Source organism: Bradyrhizobium zhengyangense, from assembly GCF_022012435.1.
Taxonomy (GTDB): Bacteria; Pseudomonadota; Alphaproteobacteria; order Rhizobiales; family Xanthobacteraceae; genus Bradyrhizobium; species Bradyrhizobium zhengyangense.
In genome coordinates, this window is sequence record NZ_JAKLUA010000013.1 from 176,424 (window position 1) to 197,566 (window position 21,143).

General features: G+C 60.4%; 14 protein-coding genes. 5 read left to right on the forward strand and 9 right to left on the reverse strand.

Annotated elements, in window-relative coordinates:
* Nucleotides 1-131 precede the first annotated feature (131 nt).
* The 4 genes from L6637_RS30935 to L6637_RS30950 are packed head-to-tail and all read left to right on the forward strand — an operon-like array spanning nt 132 to nt 4,950.
* A complete protein-coding gene (locus L6637_RS30935; RefSeq protein ID WP_237872849.1) occupies nt 132-1,352 on the forward strand; it encodes an acyltransferase family protein in 1,221 nt (406 codons plus the stop codon).
* A gap of 35 nt (nt 1,353-1,387) precedes the next feature.
* The gene (locus L6637_RS30940; protein WP_237872850.1) at nt 1,388-2,728 is read left to right on the forward strand and encodes a hypothetical protein; all 1,341 of its coding nucleotides are present in this window, start codon (nt 1,388-1,390) and stop codon (nt 2,726-2,728) included.
* A 24-nt stretch (nt 2,729-2,752) separates the two neighbouring features.
* Nucleotides 2,753-3,859, forward strand: coding sequence for an acyltransferase family protein (locus tag L6637_RS30945; RefSeq protein WP_237872851.1), 1,107 nt, complete (start codon nt 2,753-2,755; stop codon nt 3,857-3,859).
* Complete coding sequence (locus L6637_RS30950; protein ID WP_271606540.1) at nt 3,856-4,950, forward strand: acyltransferase family protein; 1,095 nt, start codon at nt 3,856-3,858, stop codon at nt 4,948-4,950. Before L6637_RS30945 ends, L6637_RS30950 begins: the two co-directional genes overlap by 4 nt.
* A 7-nt stretch (nt 4,951-4,957) precedes the next feature.
* Here the strand turns inward: L6637_RS30950 and L6637_RS30955 are convergent, their stop codons facing one another.
* From L6637_RS30955 to L6637_RS30970, 4 genes are all read right to left on the reverse strand, one after another.
* Nucleotides 4,958-6,322 carry an acyltransferase family protein gene (locus L6637_RS30955; RefSeq protein ID WP_237872852.1) on the reverse strand — a complete coding sequence of 455 codons (1,365 nt, stop codon included), beginning with the start codon at nt 6,320-6,322 and terminating at the stop codon, nt 4,958-4,960.
* Nucleotides 6,323-6,425: 103 nt separating this feature from the next.
* Nucleotides 6,426-7,523, reverse strand: coding sequence for an acyltransferase family protein (locus L6637_RS30960; protein WP_249802122.1), 1,098 nt, complete (start codon nt 7,521-7,523; stop codon nt 6,426-6,428).
* Nucleotides 7,524-7,731: 208 nt separating this feature from the next.
* Nucleotides 7,732-11,859, reverse strand: a complete 4,128-nt coding sequence (locus L6637_RS30965; protein WP_237872854.1) for a beta strand repeat-containing protein — start codon at nt 11,857-11,859, stop codon at nt 7,732-7,734.
* A 279-nt stretch (nt 11,860-12,138) separates the two neighbouring features.
* Entirely contained in the window at nt 12,139-13,266 is a 1,128-nt protein-coding gene (locus tag L6637_RS30970; protein WP_237872855.1) for a glycosyltransferase, read from the reverse strand.
* 232 nt (nt 13,267-13,498) lie between these two features.
* Here L6637_RS30970 and L6637_RS30975 point away from each other — a divergent pair, with 232 nt between their 5' ends.
* Nucleotides 13,499-14,599 (forward strand): glycosyl hydrolase 53 family protein, encoded by a 1,101-nt coding sequence (locus L6637_RS30975; protein WP_237872856.1) that lies wholly within the window; start codon nt 13,499-13,501, stop codon nt 14,597-14,599.
* Nucleotides 14,600-14,632: 33 nt separating this feature from the next.
* On the opposite strand, the gene L6637_RS30980 is transcribed toward L6637_RS30975, so the two are convergent.
* From L6637_RS30980 to L6637_RS31000, 5 genes are all read right to left on the reverse strand, one after another.
* The gene (locus tag L6637_RS30980; protein ID WP_237872857.1) at nt 14,633-15,379 is read right to left on the reverse strand and encodes a hypothetical protein; all 747 of its coding nucleotides are present in this window, start codon (nt 15,377-15,379) and stop codon (nt 14,633-14,635) included.
* Nucleotides 15,380-15,433: 54 nt separating this feature from the next.
* The gene (locus L6637_RS30985; RefSeq protein ID WP_237872858.1) at nt 15,434-16,876 is read right to left on the reverse strand and encodes an oligosaccharide flippase family protein; all 1,443 of its coding nucleotides are present in this window, start codon (nt 16,874-16,876) and stop codon (nt 15,434-15,436) included.
* A 179-nt stretch (nt 16,877-17,055) separates the two neighbouring features.
* Nucleotides 17,056-18,468: a polysaccharide biosynthesis protein gene (locus L6637_RS30990; RefSeq protein WP_237872860.1), complete on the reverse strand. Its 1,413-nt coding sequence runs from the start codon at nt 18,466-18,468 to the stop codon at nt 17,056-17,058.
* 69 nt (nt 18,469-18,537) lie between these two features.
* Nucleotides 18,538-19,737, reverse strand: coding sequence for a glycosyltransferase family 4 protein (locus L6637_RS30995; RefSeq protein WP_237872861.1), 1,200 nt, complete (start codon nt 19,735-19,737; stop codon nt 18,538-18,540).
* 51 nt (nt 19,738-19,788) lie between these two features.
* On the reverse strand, nt 19,789-20,949 hold the full coding sequence (locus tag L6637_RS31000; protein ID WP_249802134.1) for a glycosyltransferase family 4 protein: 1,161 nt from the start codon (nt 20,947-20,949) through the stop codon (nt 19,789-19,791).
* Nucleotides 20,950-21,143: the final 194 nt, after the last annotated feature.

A 21,143-nucleotide genomic window follows, 5' to 3' on the forward strand; every position in this document is an offset into this window, starting at 1 on the left:
AGCCGTCGTGCTGCCTCTTGCGAGGTGCACGACTGTCCAATCGAAATGCATGCGACGGATGCCGGGCGAACATTGTATTCGCGTCGAATGCTCAGTAGAGATGTTGCACTGCAAAGTGCAAGGAAATGGCCGTGACGGTGCCTGCTCATCGCGAGAAAGCGCATGTCCTTACGCTGGACAGCATTCGAGGAATCGCAGCGGTCACCGTGGTCATTCACCATGTGATCTTGATGCCGACCTTCCTTGCGGCATTTCCGAACCACGCCTGGATCGACTGTGCGTTCTTCCGCAGCGGCGGATTTCTGGTCGACCTGTTCTTTGTGCTCAGCGGCATGGTGATGTCGCTCAGCTACTTACAAACCGATTTCGGGCGCTTCTCGCTGCGCGACTTCATGGTTCGACGGTTCGCGCGGGTCTATCCGCTGCATATTGTTATGCTTCTCGTGCTGTTGCTGTTTCGTCTGGTGCGCATCGGGCTCGGACTAGCGGTGGCGGGTGCCGTCGTCAGCAGCCCCGCGGCGTTTGAAGTCAACAACGGCTATTCGTTTTTTCTGAACATCTTCCTGCTGCATTCGCTCGGCTTCGTTCAGTACCTGAACTGGAATGCGCCGAGCTGGAGTATTAGCGTCGAATTCTACACCTATCTGGTGTTCGGCCTGTTGCTGCTGGCGGCGCAGCGGCTCAATTCACTCGCCTGGTTCTACTTCGCCGCCGCCACTTTGGCGATCGGCAGCTGGTTTGTGCTCACAACCGTGGTCGCGACACCTCAGCTGGACGTCCAGTTCGATTGGGGTCTGCTACGCTGTTTCACCAGCTTCTTTCTCGGCGTGCTCACCGTAAGAGCGGTCAGGGCGCTGCCGCGCGACATCAGTCCTGCTTTGCAGGGCGCCGTCCAGTTTGCAGTCGTGGCTGCGGCCGTGACTCATGTGTCCCTGACTGAAGCCTATCCGTGGATCAGCTATCTCGCGCCCGTGACCTTTGCCGTGCTGCTTGGCTCGCTATTGGCGTTTCCAGGCGCCGCTCTCGTTCCCGCCATGCTCACGATCAAACCGCTGTTATGGCTCGGTCAGCGGTCATACTCGATCTACATGGTCCACGCTTTCGTCGTGCTGCTCGCCGAGTATTTCGTGAAAGCTCTAGGTGCGCGTCCGATCGCTGCACTCGATTCCATCTGTCCAGGCCTGGCCACGACGTTGAATGTCACCATCGTGGTTGCCGCCGTTCTCGTGCTTTCAAACTTAACTTACCGGTATGTTGAGCTTCCGGGCGGCCGCGTCCTTCGGCGTGCCGTCGGCAGGACTCCAGGCTTTTCTTCGTCACAGGCCGCGCCCTCTGCGCGACCTTCCAACTAGGGGTTTTGGTCCGTATGGTTGGTCTCCGGCGCGCTATGCTTCCGGCCTTCGGCTTCAATTTCGAAGCCATCGCGCTCACCGCGTACATCTTCCGCGACGCGTTCGGAGGCGTCGTACGATACTACATCACGATCTTGCACGTCGGAGCGCTATGGTTCGTGCCGGACGTGATCGCGATGTTCTGCATCTTCTTGTTCGTGAACCGCTGCATCATCAGAAATCGAAGTGTTCTGGCGATTCTGGTCCTGCTCCAGATCATCCTGTCACTCGGCATCGGCTACTTCTTCCTGGGGACCGTGAACGCCTTGTCGTCGTCGTTTAAGATGATACTTCCTGTTTTCGTCGGCTTCTCGTTCTGCGATGCCGATCTATCATCGTACAGGAAGCTGCTCGCCATCTTCACGGGCGTGTTCTACGCATCGGTCTTCGGGGTGATCCTGTCCAAGTACTGGACGATGCCCTGGACCGGCTTCAAATATGAATCGTTTGGCGCCGTTCGCGAGGCGGGCCGTCTTTGGTGGGCGGCCGCGGAGGTCCGGCTATCCGGCTTCGCGTCCGACAATACGATGGCGGGCTTCTTTATCTTGACTTGCTTCGTTACGACGTCCATCCGGCGAAGCACTCTTTGGTGCTTGGCTTGCGGGTCCGTCGCGATCTACGCAATCAAATTGACCACGAGCAAGACGACGATGCTGGTGCTCGCCTTTTATCTCATCGTACTCTTGATCGTACGGATGCTACCTGAGCGAATGAAGTTTTCGGCGGTCCGGACACTCGCGCTATGGTCATTTGCCGCGATCCTTGCGCCGGCGACCCTCATCTTGCTTGCGTCGGGCACTGCGGTTGGCAATAAGAGCCTGCTGTTCAGCATCATGGATCGAATTAACAACAGTTGGCAGTTGCCGTTCGTTTATTTGAGCGACCTGATGCCGATCGGTTACATCACTGGTTGCGGTCTAGGGTGCTTCAATTATCCGCAGCAATTGTTTTCGAATCTCGCATCTTATTGGGTGCCGGTGGACAATTTCTATATCGGAACTTACCTGATGTTCGGATTTCCGTTCGTGATCTTCATGTGGATTGTATTTCGTTCTACGTTCTTTGTTACGGACATCTACAAGCTGTCGCTGATCTTTACCGTCAATCTCTTCACGATCACCGTGCTGAACTATGGTCCTGCAACCGGGCTGCTGATGATTGCTCTCAGCTTTAGCGAGGTCTTCTCGCGACGTGTCTCCGTCGCGCTTCAAGAGCCCTCGCGGCGCCCGGGCGCGCGGCGCACGCAGCTGTCGAATGAAGGCCCAAGTCTTGGTCCAAGTCTTGGTCCAAGTCTTGGGCCAAGTCTTGGACCAAATCTGCCGCGACCGGCATCGTGAGCCTGACCGGCAAAGGGAATGAAGATGCACAAACGATTGGCCTTCGTTGATACGCTTCGCGGCATCGCGGTGCTGTCGGTGGTGCTCCAGCACACACTGGAGCAGATCGTGCTCAATCAGCCGACCGGGACGTACTTTTGGGCATTTCACTATGCGCTCGGAGAGTATTTCAACTTCGGCCGCTTTGGAGTGGTGCTGTTCTTCTTTGTCAGCGGCTTCGTGATTCCCTACAGCTTTCCGAACAGCGCCGCTCCCGTTCGAGACTTCGCCATCAGTCGCTTCTTCCGCCTTTATCCGGCGTACTGGCTCTCGATCGTCGTCCTGCTGGTGCTCTCCCCGGCCATCGAGGGTAAAACATTTCTGTCCTCGCACGTCCTGGCCAACATGACCATGTTTCAGATGTTCATGGGCATTCCCAACATCAGGATCGCCTATTGGACGCTGACGGTGGAGCTGATCTTCTACGTCAGCTGCATTTGCCTGTTCGCGACTGGCTTTCTTACACGCCGCCTGACTGCGCTTCAGATCGTCATCGCAACCTGCGTCATCGGCATCGTCGCTTTCCCGGTGGTCAAAAGTCACGCCGTGTGGGGTGTGCTCGAGCTTGCGCTCGATCTGACGGCGATGTTCTTCGGGAAGGTGATCCGCGACACCGTCATGGAAGGCAAGCTCAACTGGCGCCACGTCGGGATCTGCGCCCTTCTTTATGTGATCTTCGCGGCCGGCGTGACCTACAGGCGTTACGGTATCGACTACCAGGAGAACTTCTTCTGCGCTTACGGAATGGGCGCGGCCTACATTGTGGCAGCCTTTGTGTTCATCGGCTTCGCCGCCTTTGGCGAGAAGGCCGCCTGGCGCTTCATGTCCTTCGTCGGAATGATCAGTTATTCGATCTACCTGATGGGGTCGTTCGCGATGATCGTGATCTTCTACTATTCCGGCGCGGGCAGCGGCCCGGTGCAGTGGCTCCTCTTTACGGTCGCCGTGATCGCAGCCTCGATTCTCGTCAGCTGGCTGACCTATCTGGCGGTCGAAAAACCCTCCATCAGATTCGGGCAGCGGTTCCGGTCCCCACGCGCCTTTGCTTCGGTTTCGCTCCAGTCTCCCCTGCGTAGCCAGGTGGCAGAGTGACGGCGCCAACGCACTCGTCTTTCGCCGAGGTCGGGGGCGGTTTCGTACCGTCCATCCAGGGCCTTCGTGGCGTCGCCGCGATGAGCGTCCTGATCGATCATTTTTGCGACATGCCGAAGGGGGGCGTCTACGACATCCCCGCTCCCGGCTTTTTGCCGCCAATCTGGCCGTGGCTGCAATCGGTGATCAACTCCGGTGGGCACGGTGTCGAGCTGTTTTTCATGATCAGCGGTTTTCTGATCCCCGCGAGCCTGGTGCGGCACGGATCGATCGGAAAGTTCATGTACGATCGCCTCCTGCGCATCATGCCGGTCTTCGTCGTGCTGCACCTGGCGCTGTTCGTGGTCGGCCCGATCGTCGGATACAAGTTCTTCCGGGGGATCGATCTGCCGACCTACCTCCAGGTGTTCTTTGCCAATTTATTCTTTGTCCAGGACGCGCTCGGGTTTCCGATCGCGCAGCAGAACGCCTGGACGTTGACCTACGAATGGGCTTTCTACATCCTGTTCGCAACCTGCTTCGGTGCGGTCGTGCGGCTGAAGAGCTGGTGGCTTGCGGCGCCACTGATCCTCCTCGGATTGCTCTGTATCCTGCGCTGGCCGATCACGGCTTTTTTCGTCGTCGGCATGCTGTTCAGCGCGAGCAATCTGCGCTTTCGGATGACGGGCGTCGTGGGCGTTGTTGCGGGGCTCGCCTGCTTTGCCGCCATGTATGTCGCGCTCGATGTCCTGCATCCGTTCGCAGCGCTGCTTCCGGGTTTTCTCCTGTTCGGAATGGTGCTGGCGACGGGATCGGGGATGTCGGGCCTGTTGAGGCTGTCCCCGCTGCAATATCTCGGCAAGATCAGCTACAGCCTCTATCTCGTTCACCCCTTCGTGCTGTTCCCGCTGCAGGTCATCGGGTTGAAGCTGGTCGATCGCGGCGTCGATCGCTGGCTGCTGTGGAGCGGATTCGTGATCTTCGGCCTTGCGCTCGCCCTGATTGCGAGCGCGCTCAGCTACGAGATCATCGAGGTTCGCCTGCGCCGGTTCGTCGACGGGACGCTCAGGCACATCTTTGTGCGGAAAATGGCGCAAAGCCCGGCGGCTTGATCGGCGCTCAAGCCGGCCGTTGATAGAACCGTCGCAGGCGCAGCGCCGGTTTTTCGATCACGTTCCAGGAGAATGACGCAAATCCGAGCGTCAGCACCGCGACGATCGGTAGGATCACCGCCAGCGAAAGCCGGTGGTCCGGCCCCAGAACGCGCTGGGAGATGTCGATCGTCGCCTGGGTGATGGGAAAGCCGTAGAGATAGATGCCGTAGGAGAGGTCCTGGCGAAACAGGCGATCGAATGCCTTGAAGCTCTGCATGCCGACATAGACCGTGCAGTAGGTCAGGAAGATGCCGGCGAGCGGCAGCAGCACGTTGAGCCACATGATTCCCGCGTAGCAGGCGGCGGAGATCGCAAAGATCGCCCAGTGGATCGGTACGTATCTGGCGTTCAGGCGGAACACCATGCCGAAGAAGAACATGAAAACCAGATACCAGCCGGCCAGCCTGGTAGAATCGGATCGGACGCTGAAGGTCGCGGGATCGATGAAATAGGCGAGGAGCTCCGCTACTAGCGCGGCGCCGACCAGAAGCGTGATCCAGCGGACCTTGCGTGTCTCGCTCGAGATCATGTGCGCCAACAGCAGCGCGAAGGCGAAGACGTAGCACCAGAGCTCCCAGGGCAGGGTCCAGAGATTGGCGTTGACCATCTCCGGCCACGGATTGTGCAGGAACAGGCCCGGCAGTTCGAAGGTAACATGACCGACGATGTTGCCGAAGTAGCGGTAGAACTGGTACTCCGATAGGTATTGCGACAGCGGCAATTGCGTCAGCAGCGGTCCGACCAAGAGCGCGCAGAGCGTCACCTCGACGCTGAGCGCCGGGACGATCCGCAGCACGCGGTTGATGAAAAACGTCTTCAGATCCGGGTTCTTGATGGCGCTTCCGGTCACCAGGAAACCGCTCAGCGCGAAAAACATCCCGACGAGCGCAACCAGGCCCGGTCTGAGAAGCTCCTGGATGATCTCGGTGGCCTGCAGATGGCTGAAGGACAGCGCGGTCAATCCGCCCATCTTGTCAAACGCGGCTGCGGCTGGATCCTTCAGCACGAAAACCGCCATTCCCGGTTCATCGAGCTTCTTGATGAAGGCGGCGCCTGCGAACAGCCCGGCAACGGCCACACGACAATGATGTGACAGAATAACCAATGACAGCAGGTGACGCATCATGTTGAAACCCGGTCCAAGCCCGTTGTTCTTGGCCAGAATAGTTTCCGCGGTCTCGTATCGCGCCAGGCCCGTCTGGATCGCGTCGGGCAGCTGCCGGAAGCGCGACGGAGCGGAGGGGCGCTCGCGGCCGACCGAGCCCGGCAACGAAACGGCCGCGAACTCTGCCTCTCGATCCGTTTGCGACATCTTCGTACGGCCTTTCATGCGCCTGTCTGGACGGCATCACCGGATGCCACGGAGTTGAAGCCAATTCATGGCCGCGGCGGCCGCTGCCATAGCGTCGGATCGCGGTTTCCGCCCAGCGCGGCTATGCGACCACCGTGCGGCGCCCCAGCCTGCGGCAATAGCCGATGAGCGGCCGCTCGACATACCAATGGATCAGGATTCCGGCGAGTATCGAGCCGACCACGGCGAGAATCACGAAGAGAGCCGAGGGCAAGGGATTGTGCAGGCGGGCCGAGACCTGAATCAGCACGATCGCGGCCGCGGCGTGGGTGAGATAGATGGAATAGGAGGCATCACCCAGCAGCATGCCGAGCGAATGCAGCGGCCCCGGGCGCTCGGTCGAGGCGATGCCCAGCCAGACCACCAGCGTCGCGAAGAGGGTCCACCACAAGGCTCGAAGCCCGTTGTCTTCCGAAAGGGTCGCGCCGACAATGACGGTCGCCAGGGTGGCGGCACCGATCGTAAGCAGGAAGGCTCCCGGATAGCGGCTGCGGACCAGGGGATGACCTTTCAGCCATAGCAGGCCCAGGGCAAAGCCCATGCCGAACTGGAGGTTGGGCATCATGATGTTGCCGTAACCGACCACTGTCGCGAGTGCGAGGCCCGTATTGTCGGAATGCAGCAGTTCCGGCCACGCCAACAGACGCGCCGCCGCGTACCAAGCCAGCGGCGCAAGGAACCAGGCCACCAGCAGCGGCAGCAGCGGGCGCGGACGCAACATCGTCAAGGCGAACAGGATGTAGAAGATGAACTCGTGCCTGAGCGTCCACACGACGTAGGGCCTCAGTTCCCCGATCGGCCACAGCACCATGGCCTTCAGTGCAAGCGTGGGGTCCGGTTTGGCCGTGCCGGCGAGCGACAACAGGTTGTAACCGATCACGCATACCCACATGAAGGGAATGATGCGCACGAAGCGTCTGAGAAAGAAATCTGCGCGCGCGCTGCGGGTCGGGCCGAATGAGACAATCGTGATGATGAAGCCGCTGATGACGAAGAAGATCGCGACGCCAAACAGGCCGGTTTCGGCGAGCAGGAACGGGCTCTCGCCATAGGAAGGCGGAAGGCTAACCAGCCAGTTGACATGCCAGATCACGACTAGAATTGCTGCAAACCCGCGCAGATATTGAATTCCTGGTACGATCCCGCCCGTGGGAGATCGCGCGCCCTCGATGTCCGTCAATGTCGCCTCAATGCCGCGCTGTTTCCCGATTCTACCGAACGCTTCGCCGAACGGTCAAATCAGAGTTTTTGGGCGCGATGATGGTGGTCGAGGCAAATGTTGTCGTGGCAGGGGACCGCGATGCGAGCGCGCGGCTTGTGCAGAAGGCACGGGCTCACGCTGATGCGTGCGGCGAAGCCGAGCTCCGCCGCACGCATTGGCAGGTCGGTCAGACGAACGCGAAGTCGTTGCTGGTCAGGTTCATGGCGACGACGTTCTTCAGCAGGATCGAGTCGCTCGCCGTGACATGGACCAGGGTGTCGGCTCCGGATTGGCTGATCTGGAGATGACTGTAGTCCGTGGCCATCAGCTTTGAGATCGCGACCGTGTCGTAGCCCGCCGCGGATCCGGCATGGAAGTCATTCACCGTGTCATTGCCGCCGCCGAACGAAATCGTGGTCGAGCCGGCGCCGGCCACCGCGAAGACGTCGTTGCCGGCGCCGCCGGCGAGCGTGATGCCTGCAACCTTGGCCGACGCGTTGTGCGTGCCGTCCGAGTTCAGGATGTCGACATAGGCCAGATTTCCGGCGGTGTTGTAGGAGTCGTGCTCCGTGTTCGTGGCATTGAAGTAGAAGTTGTCGTGCGACGCGTTGGCGTTGTTGACGTACATCTTGGCCTTGACGCCGTCGGTGTAGACCGTCGTCGAGGACGAGCCGTCGGTGTTCTGGGCGAAGTCGCTGGCGATCTTGCCGCTCGAATACGTCTGGGTGTCCTTCGACCCGTCGGCATTGGTGATGTAGACCGACGTCTTGACGCCGCCGCTGTAGTTGGTCGCCGTGGTGTTGCCGCTGGCCTTCTCCACCGTTTGCGTGACGCTGCCGGTGGTGTCGAAGGTGGAGGTCAGGCTGGAGCCGTTGGTGTAGTTCTGCACCTCGGTGGTCTTGTGCCCGGTCGAGTCGTACAGGTCGGTCGTGACGCTGCCGTCCGAATTGACCACCTTGCTGTATTGCAGGCTGCCGTCGGCGTGCAGATCGGTGATCGACGTGACGCTGCCGTCGGCCTTGATCTGCTGGATCTCGGTCGTGTAGGCCTTGCCGGTGACGTTGAAGAAGGTATTGGTATGTGTGCCGTCGGCGTGCGTGTCGTAGGTCGCGGTCTTGATGTCGTTGCTGTAGACCGTGGTTGAGAACGAGCCATCCGGCTTCTGGATCAGCGTGCTGGTGAGGTGGCCGGTCGTATAGAGGTCGGTTTCCGTGGAGCCGTCGGCGTGCGTGATGTAGACCGACGTCTTCACGCCGCTGCTGAAGTTCGTGGTCGTGGAGTCGCCGCCGGCCTTCGCCACGGTCTGCGTGACGCTGCCCGCCGCATTGTAGGTGGAGATCAGCGTGGAGCCGTTGGCGTAGTTGACGATCTCCGTCGTCTTGTGACCCGTGCTGTCGTACTGGTCGGTGGTGGTGCCGCCGTCCGCGTTCAGGACCTTCGTGTACTGCGTCGTGCCGTCGGCATGCAGGTTGGTGAAGGCCGTGATCGTTCCGTCCGCCTTGGTGGTCTGGATCTGCGTTGTGTAGGGCTGGCCGGTGACGTTGTAGAAGGTGTTGGTGTGGGTACCATCGGTGTTGGTGACATACACCTTGGATTTGACGCCGCTTGCGAAGACCGTCATCGATGACGATCCATCAGTTTTTTGAACGAGATCGGCCGTGATGACGCCGGCTGAGTACAGCTTGGTTTCCTTGCTGCCGTCGGCGTTGATGATGTAGATCGAGGTCGGAACACCCGCGCTGAGGTTCGTCGTGGTGGCGTTACCGTTGGCAGCTTTGGCAACCGTCTGCGTTGCGACCCCTGATGTGTTGTAGGTCGTGGTGAGGCTCGAACCGTCCGTGTAGTTCTGCACGACGGTGATTCTCTGGCCGGCGCTGTTGTAGAGGCCGGTGGTCGTGCTGCCGTCCGCGTTGAGGACCTTGGTGTACTGCGTCGTGCCGTCGGCATGCAGGTTGGTGAAGGCCGTGATCGTTCCGTCGGCCTTGGTCGTCTGGATCTGCGTCGTGTAGGCCTGCCCGGTGATGTTGTAGAAGGTGTTGGTGTGGGTGCCGTCGGCGTTGGTGACATACACCTTGGATTTGACGCCGCTCGCATAGACAGTCGTCAACGAAGATCCGTCGGTCTTCTGGACGAAATCGCTGTTGATCACGCCGGCGGTGAACAGCTTGCTTTCCTTGGTTCCGTCGGCGCTGCTGATGTAGATCGAAGCCAGCACGCCAGCGGTGTAGTTCGTCGTCGTGCTGGCACCCCCGGCCTTTGCCACGGTCTGCGTCACCGTGCCGGTGGTGTCGTAGTTCGTGGTCAAGCTCGAACCGTCGGTATAGTTGCGCACCTCCGACGTCTTCTGGCCGGCGCTGTTGTAGAGGTCGGTGGTTGTGCTGCCGTCGGCGTTGAGGATCTTGGTGTACTGCGTCGTGCCGTCTGCGTGCAGTTGGGTGATGGAAGTCATCGTTCCATCGGCCTTGGCGGTCTGGATCTGGGTCGTGTAGGCCTGCCCGGTGATGCCGTAGAACGTGTTGGTATGCGTTCCGTCGGCATTGGTCAGATAGACCTTGGACTTCAGGCCGTTCGCATAAACCGTGGTCGTGACCGACATGTCGGAGCCGACAACCGTCTCGCTGGAGATGCTGCCGTCCGAATTGTAGTTGATGGTTTGCTTGGCGCCGTTTGCGTTGACGATCACTTCCTGCGTCTTCACGCCGTTCGAGTACAGGATGGTGTCGCTGCTCAAGTCGACGTTGACGAGCGACTTGCTGGTGATGACGCCGTTGCTGAAGTTCGAGGTCTGCGTTCCCGTCAACGTGCAGGAGGCGTTGAAGAACTTGGTCTCGCTCCAGCTCGTCGTGGAGGTGGTGACGGAGAAGGAGTAGCCGCCCTGGATCGCCGCAAGGGCGTGGCCGTAGTGCGAGATGATGTAGCTCATCGTCGATGCGGAGGCGACAGGGAGCACATGCGTATCGGTCAGCGTGATCGATTGCAGGACGGTCGAGGCGGAGAGGTCGGCCAATTCTGCGACGATCTGGGCGGCGGTGCCGGTGACATCGGCCGTCTGGGTCGGATTCGAGGGAACCGCGGGCGTCCCGTCGATCTCGATGATGATCGGGTGATCGCTTACGGGGATCGTGAACGAGCTGACATTGCTGTAGGTCGCGATCGGGTCGGTTCCGCCGGTCGGATCGTAGACCTTGATCGACTGATGTACGGCGCCGAGTTGGACCGCGACGGTCTGGCTCGGATTGCTGATCTCCGAGTTCGTCGTCTGATCCCAGACCCTCGGTTCGGCCCAAACGACGAGATCGTAGGCGCCGTTGCTCTTGCCGAGCACCATGCTGTTGCCGGAGTCCGGCATGTTGCTGAGCGTATAGTTCAGCGGGCTCGTCGGCTGCCCGCTGCCTTTCCCGTCGTCGTTGAGAATCGTCGTCAGGTTATGGACCGCAGTGGCCGCGAGCTTGGGCGTGCCGTCGTCGTAGAACAGCCCGAAATGGCTCTGTGCATTGGTGTCGCTGCTGGACGAGTTGCGATCGAGCAGCTCGTAGAGATAGGTCGTGCCGACGCCGTCCTTGAAGGCGTCCATCACCGTGTTGAGGATGGACTTGGCCTGAACCGCCTCGTTGACGCCGAGGAACGGCGTGGTGCTCAGCGTCGTGTAGCCGGTTTCGGTGATGACCGAAGGATCGCCGGGAGACACCGAGCTAGCGAGATTAAGCGCCGACGACAGAGCCACCGCCGGCGTGGTGCCGGTGCTGACATAAGCGTGCGAGTTGGCGTAATCTGAGTATGCGCCGAGATTGCCGAGCTTCGCGAAGTCGGCGGGATCGTTGTAGCCGAGAGTGAGGTTGTAGACCGGAAGATTGGCGAGCGACGCGTCGGCCTTGATCGAGGCGTAGTACGCTTGCTGAAATTGCGCGGCGGCTTCGATCGTCGAACTGCCGTTGTAGCTGAACGCCTGGAGGTTGACTTCGTTCAGGCCCTCCAGTGCGATGATGCTGCTGGGGTGCGCGGCCTGGAACGCGTCGAGCGCGTCGATGTATTGCTGCAGGCCCGCTGCGCCCGATGCCGGGATCGACGATGAAACGCCGAAATCGAACTTGTAGCCCGCGCTTGCCAGACCATCGAGCACCGGCTGTGCCGCCGGGATATTCGTCAAGCCATCACGAAGCGAAGTGACGCCGAGATATTTCAGATCTGCTTCGACGAGTGCGAGATTGTTGTAGCCGCCCCACGCATAAGACACGTGAGTGTTGACGCCGATGGAACTCGTGAAAGCGCTTGCCGAAAGGACAGTCTGATTGGTGCTGCTGATAGTCGTCGTCATGATCTTCTCTGGTGATGCCCGCTGTTGTTCTTCGGATAGCGGCAGAGTTTGTCAGTGACGTTAGAAAGAAGGCTAAAGATGTAGGTAACGACGGCTTTTCGCAGAACGAACTGCAAGTATTTTCAGCACATTGCGAGGGACTGCTTGTTCCGTGCTGGAACTTGCACGCATCGCGCGATGAGCATCTATCAGCGATGCGTTTCATTGCACCAACTTCCGCGACGACGAGATGAAATGCAGTGCAAGCGAAGGATGATTCGTCGCCCGCATGCCGCGCATTTAATGCATGTGCGTGGTGCTCGATACGGATGCGCCGGGCAGTCGATACTCGGTTCGCCATCCCAGTCGCTGTGCGTCGCCATCGGCGATGGCTTCGAGCAGCGGTCGAAGCGCGTTTCGTGCGCCATGGAACCTGCGATGAGCCAGCATTGCCTCGATCGCGAGGATGCCGACGTAGCTCATCCGGTTGATGCGGTAGATAACCGGGGAGGTTGTATACCGTTTCTCAATCAAGATCCGGTTCCGGCAGGCATAATACAGCCGCCACGCCGGCGCCTCAGGGCTGACCAGGGCGCTGCGCGCGCTGGTGCTCGGCTTGTCCCAGGACTCCTCGGCGTCGTTGATGCAGCCGACATCAGTCAGATAGATGGCTACGCCTGCATCCATCAGGCGCAGCGAGTAGTCATGGTCGTCGCTATAAAGCACGAACTCCTTGTTCGGAGGTGACACCCTTCTGACGGCCGCCATCGACAGCAGCAGTCCGCCATAAGGCGCGGTCTCGATCCGGCGTAGGTGAAATTCCCCGTGATTCTCCGGAGAATGGCTGGCCGAGCGTGTGAACCGTCGCCACAGCTTCGATGGAAGCGAGGCGAGATGAAAGTTAAGAAACGAGTTGTTGCGGATCGCCACCGCGGTCTGGTCGGCGAGAAGGGTCGGATAGATGCCCCGGTGCCGGCGCAACGCGCAAAGGCCGATATCGTCGCTCGCGCCGAGCGCCGTATGCAGCGCGAGCAGGCGCTCCAGGAACCCGTCCTCGCCGACATTGTCGTCGTCCAGGATCAGGACGAACCGCAGGTCCTTGTCCAGGAGGCGCTGAGCCGCGGTGATGCCGGCGTGAAATCCTCCGGCCGATCCCAGGTTTGAATCGAGCCTGATGATGTCGACCGGCGGTTGCCGCGCGAAATCGTCCGGGGCCACCGGGCGGTTGCATCCGTTGTCGACGACAATCACACGCCCGACCGCTGGGCTGGCCTGGACCGCCTCAACTGTCCGTCTCACCAATTGCTCGCGGCGGCCGTAGGTCACGATGACACATGCAACCGAGCGTCCCGCGACCGTCGAGCGGTCGAGGGCGATTTGCGACGTCAGTTCGAGGGGGGCGTTCATCAATTCAGTCTCGCTCGTCATTCGGTCGTTCCGTTCAGGCGACATTATAGATACTCAGTGGAATTGGAACGGCAATTCCAGCGGCAACGTTCGCCGCAAAACCGTGCAATCGTTTTGCGCGGGCCCTGTAGGCGCACTGCGCTGCCTCTTTCGTTGCGAGCGTATTGTGATCACATTGTGAAGGCAGTCTTGGCGCGTGGTCCGATGCCGGATCGGATCGCATGCATAGAGTTCTCGAGCGCGTGGAGGCGCAATGTTCCTGGTGGTGAAGAGATTGTTTCTGGTGGCGCTGTTGCCGGTGCTCGGCCTGGTGGCATCCGTCGGGAATGCCAACGCAGGTCCGCTGACATGGGGGGTCGACGGGCCCGATGGCCGGCGCGCAGACCTGAAGGCGATCTTTGAAGTCATGCGCGCGCGCGGGCTTACGCAATACAGGGTCAGCGCAAATCTCGCGCGGGATACCGATCCTTACGAGGTCCAGATGTACCGGGATATGCTGGCGCTCGCCAAGACGTACGGCATCACGCTGAAACCGATATTGGCGACCCCGTTTGCCTGGGGCGATCGGACCGACGGCGGCAAGTACCCGGCCGGCGATTGGAGTGCGCTGTATCAGCAGGCCTATTCGAGAACTTATACCTTCGTGGTCAATTTTAAGGACCAGATCAACGATTGGGAGATGGGCAACGAGATCAACCTTCTTGCGCTGGATTCCAGCGGCAAGAAGCTCTTCGGCCACGGCTGGACCGCCGAGGAATTCGACATACCGGTCATGAACGATTGGGTCGCGGTCCTCAAGGGCATGTCGGACGCGATCGACAAGATCAATCACGAGTACGGCTTGCACTTGCGACGCGTGCTCAACACCACGTCAACCATGTTCGGCTTCCTCGACTTCATGGCGTCAAAGGGCGTCGGATTCGACGTCATCTCCTATCATTATTATGAATCCCTCAATCAGAATCCGAACCGCGCATGGGGTGGCAGCAGGCAGCCCTACAATCTTTTCAAGAAACTCGCGTCCTACGGCAAGCCGGTCGTTTTCAATGAGGTCAATTGCGCGGAGATCTACAAGCCCACGTACGAGAATGAAGCCGGCAAGCCCATGACAGAGGCGTGTTACAAGAGCCTATATGCAACCCTTAGTTTTATCACGCATCAGGCCGACGCCAACGTCGAGAGCGTGTTGATCTACGAGATGCTGGACGAGCCGGCCAAGGCTCCCCCGGAAAACCGCTTCGGCCTGATGTATGACATCCATACGCCGAAGGTGCCGCTCTACATGCTGTCGCGCTTTGCCGGAAAGGCGCTTGCGCCCCATGAAGCGGAGGAACTGAGTAAGCGGGGAATGTAGGCGCGGTGGGCGCCGGCTGGTGCGGGATCCCACCTATATCCAGAGCCACGGGCAGACGCGGTCCAGTGCCACTCGGATATAAAACTTCCAGATATTGTCTGTCGCATATCCCTTGTTGTCGAGTCCGCGAATTCCGCTCACGAGCGGAACCGTCTGGAACCGGGGAACGAACTTCGATGTCTTCGGCGCGGCGCTGAAATCGTCGCGCAGCGCCTTCTCGGGGAATGCGGCCGCGGAGGTCTCCTCGTAAAGCTTGCATTTACCCTGGAGATATTGCCGATAGCCTGCCTTGGTCCACGCCATCATGTACATGTCGACCACCCGCTTCGGATAGTTCCGCATGTTGACGTAGAAGGCGAATTCTTTCGGGCGCCTCTGGATCAGCTTGGCAAGATTCAGGACGACGTACCGGCCCGTCACCTTCCAGATCGGCGTGTCGGCCTCGCATTCCTTGATGAAGCGCGAATTCTCCATCGCGTGGTCGAGGAGGAACAGTTCGCCATAGCCGCGGCCGTACATCTGCGGATAGTCCAGCCCCGCAAAGGAAATGAACTCGATCTTGTCGCTGATGTTCAATTGCTCGGCGATGGCCTTGAGGCTGGACAGGTCGGATTCCGAGTTCTCGACGAAGACGATGCGGTCGATGCACTGCCCAACCTGCCTGCCGTAAAACCACAGCGCCTCTTCATAATCCTTGCGGCGGAGGGCGGGATCCTTACGGCCGAGGCTGCGCACGTCGGCTTTCGGCGTGATGGTCGCCGTCATGATCAGAATGTTCATGGGTCCTTTCGATTTCATCTTATCGATCTTCTGCGGTCCGGCGCGCGCCGGCGGCTAGGTGGCGGGGACGCGCTCCTTGCTCAGTTCGAGATCGCGCAGACCAAGCAGACTCCGTACCAGCTGGCGATGAAACAGCAGATAACAGATCGCGATCGTCACGATGTAAGCGGTCGTGCCAAGCAGCCAGGCTGACGCCGGGGAGGCCGGAATTTCCATTGCGCGATTTGCGGCGATGAGGCCGAGGATCGTGGCGACAGTTGCGGGCGCGAGTGCCCTGACCAGATTGGCGATGGGCAGATTGGTCTCCCAGGAGGTGATCAGCATTGTGGCGATGGAGACGATCAGCGTCACCGCGAGGTAGATCTTGATGATCCCGATCAGCCCAAACCTGAGCCCGACGACGAAGGCCACGATCGTCGAAAGGCTGTTGGCAGTCGAGACCCAGAATTGAAGCTGCGCCTTGCCTCGCGACAGCAGCATGGCGCCGCTGTAGGCGGTGATCGACTGCGCCGCCCCGGCAATCGCCATCAGTCCGACCAGTGGAATGATGCCGGTCCATTTGGCGGGAAAGAATGCTGTGAACAGGTAGTCGGCGCCGAACGAGAGATAAAGCATGCTGGGAAAGACCACGGCTGCTGTCAGCGACAGCACGCCGCAAATGATCTCGTTGCGCTGCTTCAGCGATCCTGTCACCGCCTGACGGCTGAGCGTCGCCATCAGGACGCCGCTGCCGGGCCATGTGATGACCATCAGCGGCAGGATCATGATCTGATAGGCGAGCCCGTACAAGCCGACGGCAGCCGCGCCCACGGCGCCGCCGATCAGCAGGTTGCCGACGGCGCGGCCGGCAAAGTTGAGCAGATTGCTGGCAAGCACCCAGCCGCCGAAGGTCAGGATCGAGCGCACGCGGCTCCACTGAAAGTTAAGCCGGACGTCTCTTTGCGCAATGATTGCGAAAGCCGCAGCTCGAACGACCTGCACCACCACGTAGTAGCTCACCAGTGCCCAGACACCCCAGCCCCGAAAGGCGCCCGCCACGCATGTGATGACCGAAACGACGACAGCGACGATCTCCACGGTCGCCACGGTCTGATAACGCAGATGCCGTTCAAGCACGGCGCGCGGGCCCAGCGCTGCGATGGAAAGCACCACCGAGATCGACAAGGTGGCCAGAACGCTGCCCAATCCCTCCATCTCGAGGCCGCTGGCGAGCGGCGCGGCGATGGCCGCCAGGATCACGGCGCAGACCAGGCCGATAGCGCAGATCAGCGTGATCGCCGCGCCGGCTTCATCCCTATCGAGCGTACGTCGCTGAACCATCGCACTCGACATGCCGAGATCGGTCAACAGCGCGATGAATCCGACGAAGGGCAGCGAGAACGTCACGAGGCCGAATTCGGCGGGCGCCGCGAAATACGTCATCATCACGGTCATCGCGAACTGCAGACCGGACTTGAGAACGTTCATGCCGGACATCGACAGCAGGTTTTTCAGCATTCCGTCGATCTCCGGGTGCCACGGCGTGACACCCACTCAGGTTCCAATGACCCAGCCCTGTTACCGCGCGTTTATCTCGCACATGCACAACTGGCAAGACAAGCAGCGAAGTTATGAAATGTGTTGCCGCGTCGTTGGGCAAAGTGCTTCTCATCTCGCATCGAGATGTCACGCCATCGTTACACCACCGAGCGCGATGCGCCGGAGGCCTCCAAGAAACGTCCCTTCCACGCTAGCAGTGCGACGATCGCGGCGGCGATCGCGATTTTCAGCATCAGCCAAACCACGGACGGCGAGGAAATGGCCGAAAATGTGGCTATGAACGTGCCGGCGGCAACGGATGCCGCGACAAGGCCCCATCGCGGCGCTGCGCCGAACCGCAACATCGGCCCGCTCGCGAGCACAATGACCACTCCGGTTGCGAGGATCGCGCTGACGAGGACGTAGGTCGGCGCTGCCGTCATGGCCTGCGTCGGCACGGCGACGGCGAGGACCAACACCACTTGGCAGAGAGCGACGACGACGAGGCGCATTGCCGATTTCGTCAGGTGGGGAACGATCGCGAGCGTGGATTGCAGGTGACAGTGCATGAAATAGAAACAGGCTGCGGCGGCCGAGGTCTGCAGGAAGCTCGCCAGAATGGACGATGGAACGAATAAATGTCCCGCATCGGGAAGAAAGCCGATGAGCCCGCCGAGCATCACCAGGGTGGCGCACATGATGAAATCGAGAAGGTGCGCCACGGCAGCGCGGGCCTCGTTGGCACTGCCGCGCTCGAATTGATGGACCACTTCCGGATAGTTGACAGTATGAATGGCGGCGACCAGCACCGCGAACGGCCGCTGCAGGAGGTCGATGGCCATCGAAAATCCGGCTGTGACTGCGGGTGCGGCATCACCCAGGACCGACACGACGACGAAGCGGATCGAGACGGGAACCGAAAGGTGTAGCACCGAGGCGCCGGCGGCAAGCATCCCGTAGCGGGCAAAGCCGCTCCAGTCCTCGAGCAGGGCGGAGCGCGCCACGCTGCGTAGGACGTGGGGATGCAATAATTGGCCGGCGAACAGGCTGGCGATCTGGGCGGCCAGCATGCCCACGAGCGCGGCATTGGCCGTGCCGTAGAGCCATGCGCCCGCGGATGCGCCGCCCACCATCAACGTGGCCCTGAGGATGAGCAGAAAGGCGGCTGCACCGAGCCGGTGCGAGACACGGACCACCATGAAGTGAAGATCCGTTGCGCCCTGGGCGACGGCGAGTGCGAGGCCGACGAGCCCCACGCTGGCGGAAATCAGCGTCACGACCGCGGCCGCGAGGCCCCCGATCACCAGCAGCACAATTGCGCTGGCGAGCGCGGCGCCGAACAGGGATGATCTTAGCCGTGCGGCGTCTTCTTCCCCGGCCGCAGCCAAAAAGCGCACGCCGGCCAGTTGCAGCCACTCGAACATCAGCACGCTGAGCAGCTGGCTCGAAGCGAGCGTGAGCGAAAATTTGGCGTAGGCGAGCGGCGAGAGCACGCGGCCCAGCAGAAAGATGAGAATGATCGCCGCCGCGCTCTGGTAGACCACGCCGACGAGTGCGAACAGACGGGTCATGGGGCGTTCAAGCTGCGGGGCAGGGCGCAGGAAAGTCCAGACGCGTTGCGCAAAATAGCCATCCCAGGATTATCGCGGGTGCCGGCTCAAGAGCGCGAAGGCGTCGCGATATTCGTCGATGACATCGGCAAAGGTGCGATGATCGTTCTTGTTGGCAAGTCTTTCGAACATCTTGGCCAGCTCCTGCGGATTGGCGATGATCCGCAGGATACTGTCAGCAAGGGATTTCGGATCAGGCGCGGTCAACCAGCCGACTGCGCCGCGTTTCACCGCCTCCGGAATTCCTCCAAACCTCGTCCCCAGAAACGGCTTGCGTGCCGCCTGGGCATCGGCCACGACCAGCGGGCCCGGCTCCTCCCAGATCGGCGGGATCACGACGACGTCGATCTGGCGATAGAATTGTTCGGGCTCGACGAATCCCAGGAACTCGATATGCGCCTTCGGCGCCATTGCCCTGAGCTCGTGCTGGATTTCGGCGCCTGCGACCCCTGCGATGACGAGCCGCACGCGGTCGCGCGGTAGGTCCGCGAAAGCCTTGACGAGGTTATAGATGCCTTTCTCCTCGGTGAGACGGCCGATGAAGCCGAATGTCAGCGGCGGGCCGGCCGGGCCTTTCGTGGGCGCGGAGACCGGCATCGTAGATGCATGCGCAATCACCCTGCGCAGCTCGGTGTCGGCGAAAAGACCGGTCTCGAGATGGATGTCGAGAATGCGCTGGCTGACGCCGACCACGCCGCGCAGATATCTGGTCGCCTTGCGGCGGTTGATCGTCAGCAAAGTACAGCTCATGCAGGTGTGCTCGCACGTCTTTCCGTCGGAAAAGCGCGAGCATCGCGGGCAGGTCAGATAGTAGTCGTGCAACGTGTGCAGAACCGGTACGCCGAGCTCGGCTGCGACCTTCCACACCGCCGGGGTGAGGCCCGAAAGGTTGTTGGAATGGAGCACGTCCGGCCTGAAGGCCTTTATTCTGCTGGCGACAAGGTCGGCGCTTCGACTCCAGTCCTCCATCGCATGCCACAAACCCCTCGCCGGCGCGCTTCGCTGTCCGGTGAAGGGCCGGTAGATATTCCTGACCGGGGCCGAATACACCTCGATACCGCCGCTCGTCTCCATCGGCTGTTCGGGAAGCGAGGCAGCCCGAACGACCTCGACGGTGTCGCCGCTCTGGAGCAGGCCTTCGGCAATGCGGCGCACGAATATCTCGGCGCCGCCGATCACCTTCGGCGCGCCCGGTGTCGGGTACAGTGACGATGTGATCAAAATCCTCATGCCAAGAATCTCATCCAATATGCAGCTTTGAACGACCCCCGAGAGTCCTTCTCATTTGTCTCCATCGGTGTTCAAAGTGCCTTCCAAATAGACGTCGAGATATTGTCGGGTGACAGCTTCTGGCGTGAAGCTGGCAGAAAATTCAGGCCGTGGTGGAAAAGCCTTCTTCCAATTGGGCGCCTCGCTGATTGCCTGCTTCATCAGTTCGGCCAGTCCGTGGAAGTCACTTGGTTCGTACGAGCCGAGTGTCGTCGAGAAATGAGAGATCTCCGGTATTCCGCCGGCGGTGGAGCAGATCGTTGCCCGGCCCGCGTTGATGCTTTCTATCAGGGTGCGCGGCAACGGCTCCGGCCAGACCGAGCTGATGAGACAGATATCCACGGTGGAGTAGAACTCCGTGGACTTTACGAAACCCAGCCATTTGATTTTCGGATTATCATATCTTCTCCTCAAGTCTCGTTCGTAAGCTTCGAGGCCCTTTCCGGCGATTTTGAGTTGCCAGCCATGCTCCGGGAGCAGAGAGACCGCCTTGAGCACGACGTCGATGCCTTTTTCCGGCTCGATGCGGCCGATGAAGCCGAACGTCACGTCGGCGTCGGAGGCCGGCGGCGCCGGCCGGACGCTGGAGTCCGCGATGTTGTAGATCACCTTGTGCGGAACGTTCGGAAAGAAGCCGAGTTTCAGATGCCGGTCGAGGACGTACTGGCTGTTGGAGACCACGGCATCGACCATCCGGGATGCGTAGAGGTGCGGCATGGTCATCGTCGAGCATGAAAGGCAGCGCTGCTCGCAAGTGGCGCCTTTGCTGAACAGCGTCGATCGCTTGCAGATTAGCGAATAGTCGCGCAGCGTATGGACGATCCGGATGTTGCGGCGCTTGGCCGCTGCCCACAGGGACACGGAAAATCCGGTCAGGTTGTTGGTGTGAACGACATCCGGCTTCTCGGTGTCGAGAATCGCGCCAAATCGCGTGGCTGCGCGCCTGTTCCAGGTATCCCGCAGATGCCATCGCAAGCGATCGATCCGAGGCGGCTTGCGGTCCTGTCCAAACGGCCAGTACGCGTTATCGATCTGCACCCTGTAGGTGCGAATGCCGTTGCGATCCCCGACCGAGATGTCGCCTGCCTTCTGCAGGCAGACCACGGTGACCTGATGGCCGTTGCGCTTGAAAGCTTCGGCGAGCAGCGACACTGACACCTCGGCTCCGCCCATGATGTCGGGAGGGTAGAGGGAGTTCACGATGAGTATCTTCAACGATCGCCTCGTACGTTGATCGATGACGGGAGCGCACCTCGCTTGCCACGCAAAACCTGGATCTGCAATCGCATTCGAGCCCAAAACGGCGTGAACGATCACGCCGGAATGAGACCGAAATAGTCACACAATATTCAAGAAGCGGGCCATGA

What these genes read in the sequence shown, in the direction of transcription:
- L6637_RS30940 (WP_237872850.1), top strand. Translation starts at nt 1,388, where the DNA reads ATGCTTCCGGCCTTCGGCTTCAATTTCGAAGCCATCGCGCTCACCGCG.
- L6637_RS30945 (WP_237872851.1), top strand. Translation starts at nt 2,753, where the DNA reads ATGCACAAACGATTGGCCTTCGTTGATACGCTTCGCGGCATCGCGGTG.
- L6637_RS30955 (WP_237872852.1), bottom strand. Translation starts at nt 6,322, where the DNA reads ATGAAAGGCCGTACGAAGATGTCGCAAACGGATCGAGAGGCAGAGTTC.
- L6637_RS30965 (WP_237872854.1), bottom strand. Translation starts at nt 11,859, where the DNA reads ATGACGACGACTATCAGCAGCACCAATCAGACTGTCCTTTCGGCAAGC.
- L6637_RS30970 (WP_237872855.1), bottom strand. Translation starts at nt 13,266, where the DNA reads ATGACGAGCGAGACTGAATTGATGAACGCCCCCCTCGAACTGACGTCG.
- L6637_RS30975 (WP_237872856.1), top strand. Translation starts at nt 13,499, where the DNA reads ATGTTCCTGGTGGTGAAGAGATTGTTTCTGGTGGCGCTGTTGCCGGTG.
- L6637_RS30980 (WP_237872857.1), bottom strand. Translation starts at nt 15,379, where the DNA reads ATGAACATTCTGATCATGACGGCGACCATCACGCCGAAAGCCGACGTG.
- L6637_RS30985 (WP_237872858.1), bottom strand. Translation starts at nt 16,876, where the DNA reads ATGCTGAAAAACCTGCTGTCGATGTCCGGCATGAACGTTCTCAAGTCC.
- L6637_RS30990 (WP_237872860.1), bottom strand. Translation starts at nt 18,468, where the DNA reads ATGACCCGTCTGTTCGCACTCGTCGGCGTGGTCTACCAGAGCGCGGCG.
- L6637_RS30995 (WP_237872861.1), bottom strand. Translation starts at nt 19,737, where the DNA reads ATGAGGATTTTGATCACATCGTCACTGTACCCGACACCGGGCGCGCCG.
- L6637_RS31000 (WP_249802134.1), bottom strand. Translation starts at nt 20,949, where the DNA reads ATGGGCGGAGCCGAGGTGTCAGTGTCGCTGCTCGCCGAAGCTTTCAAG.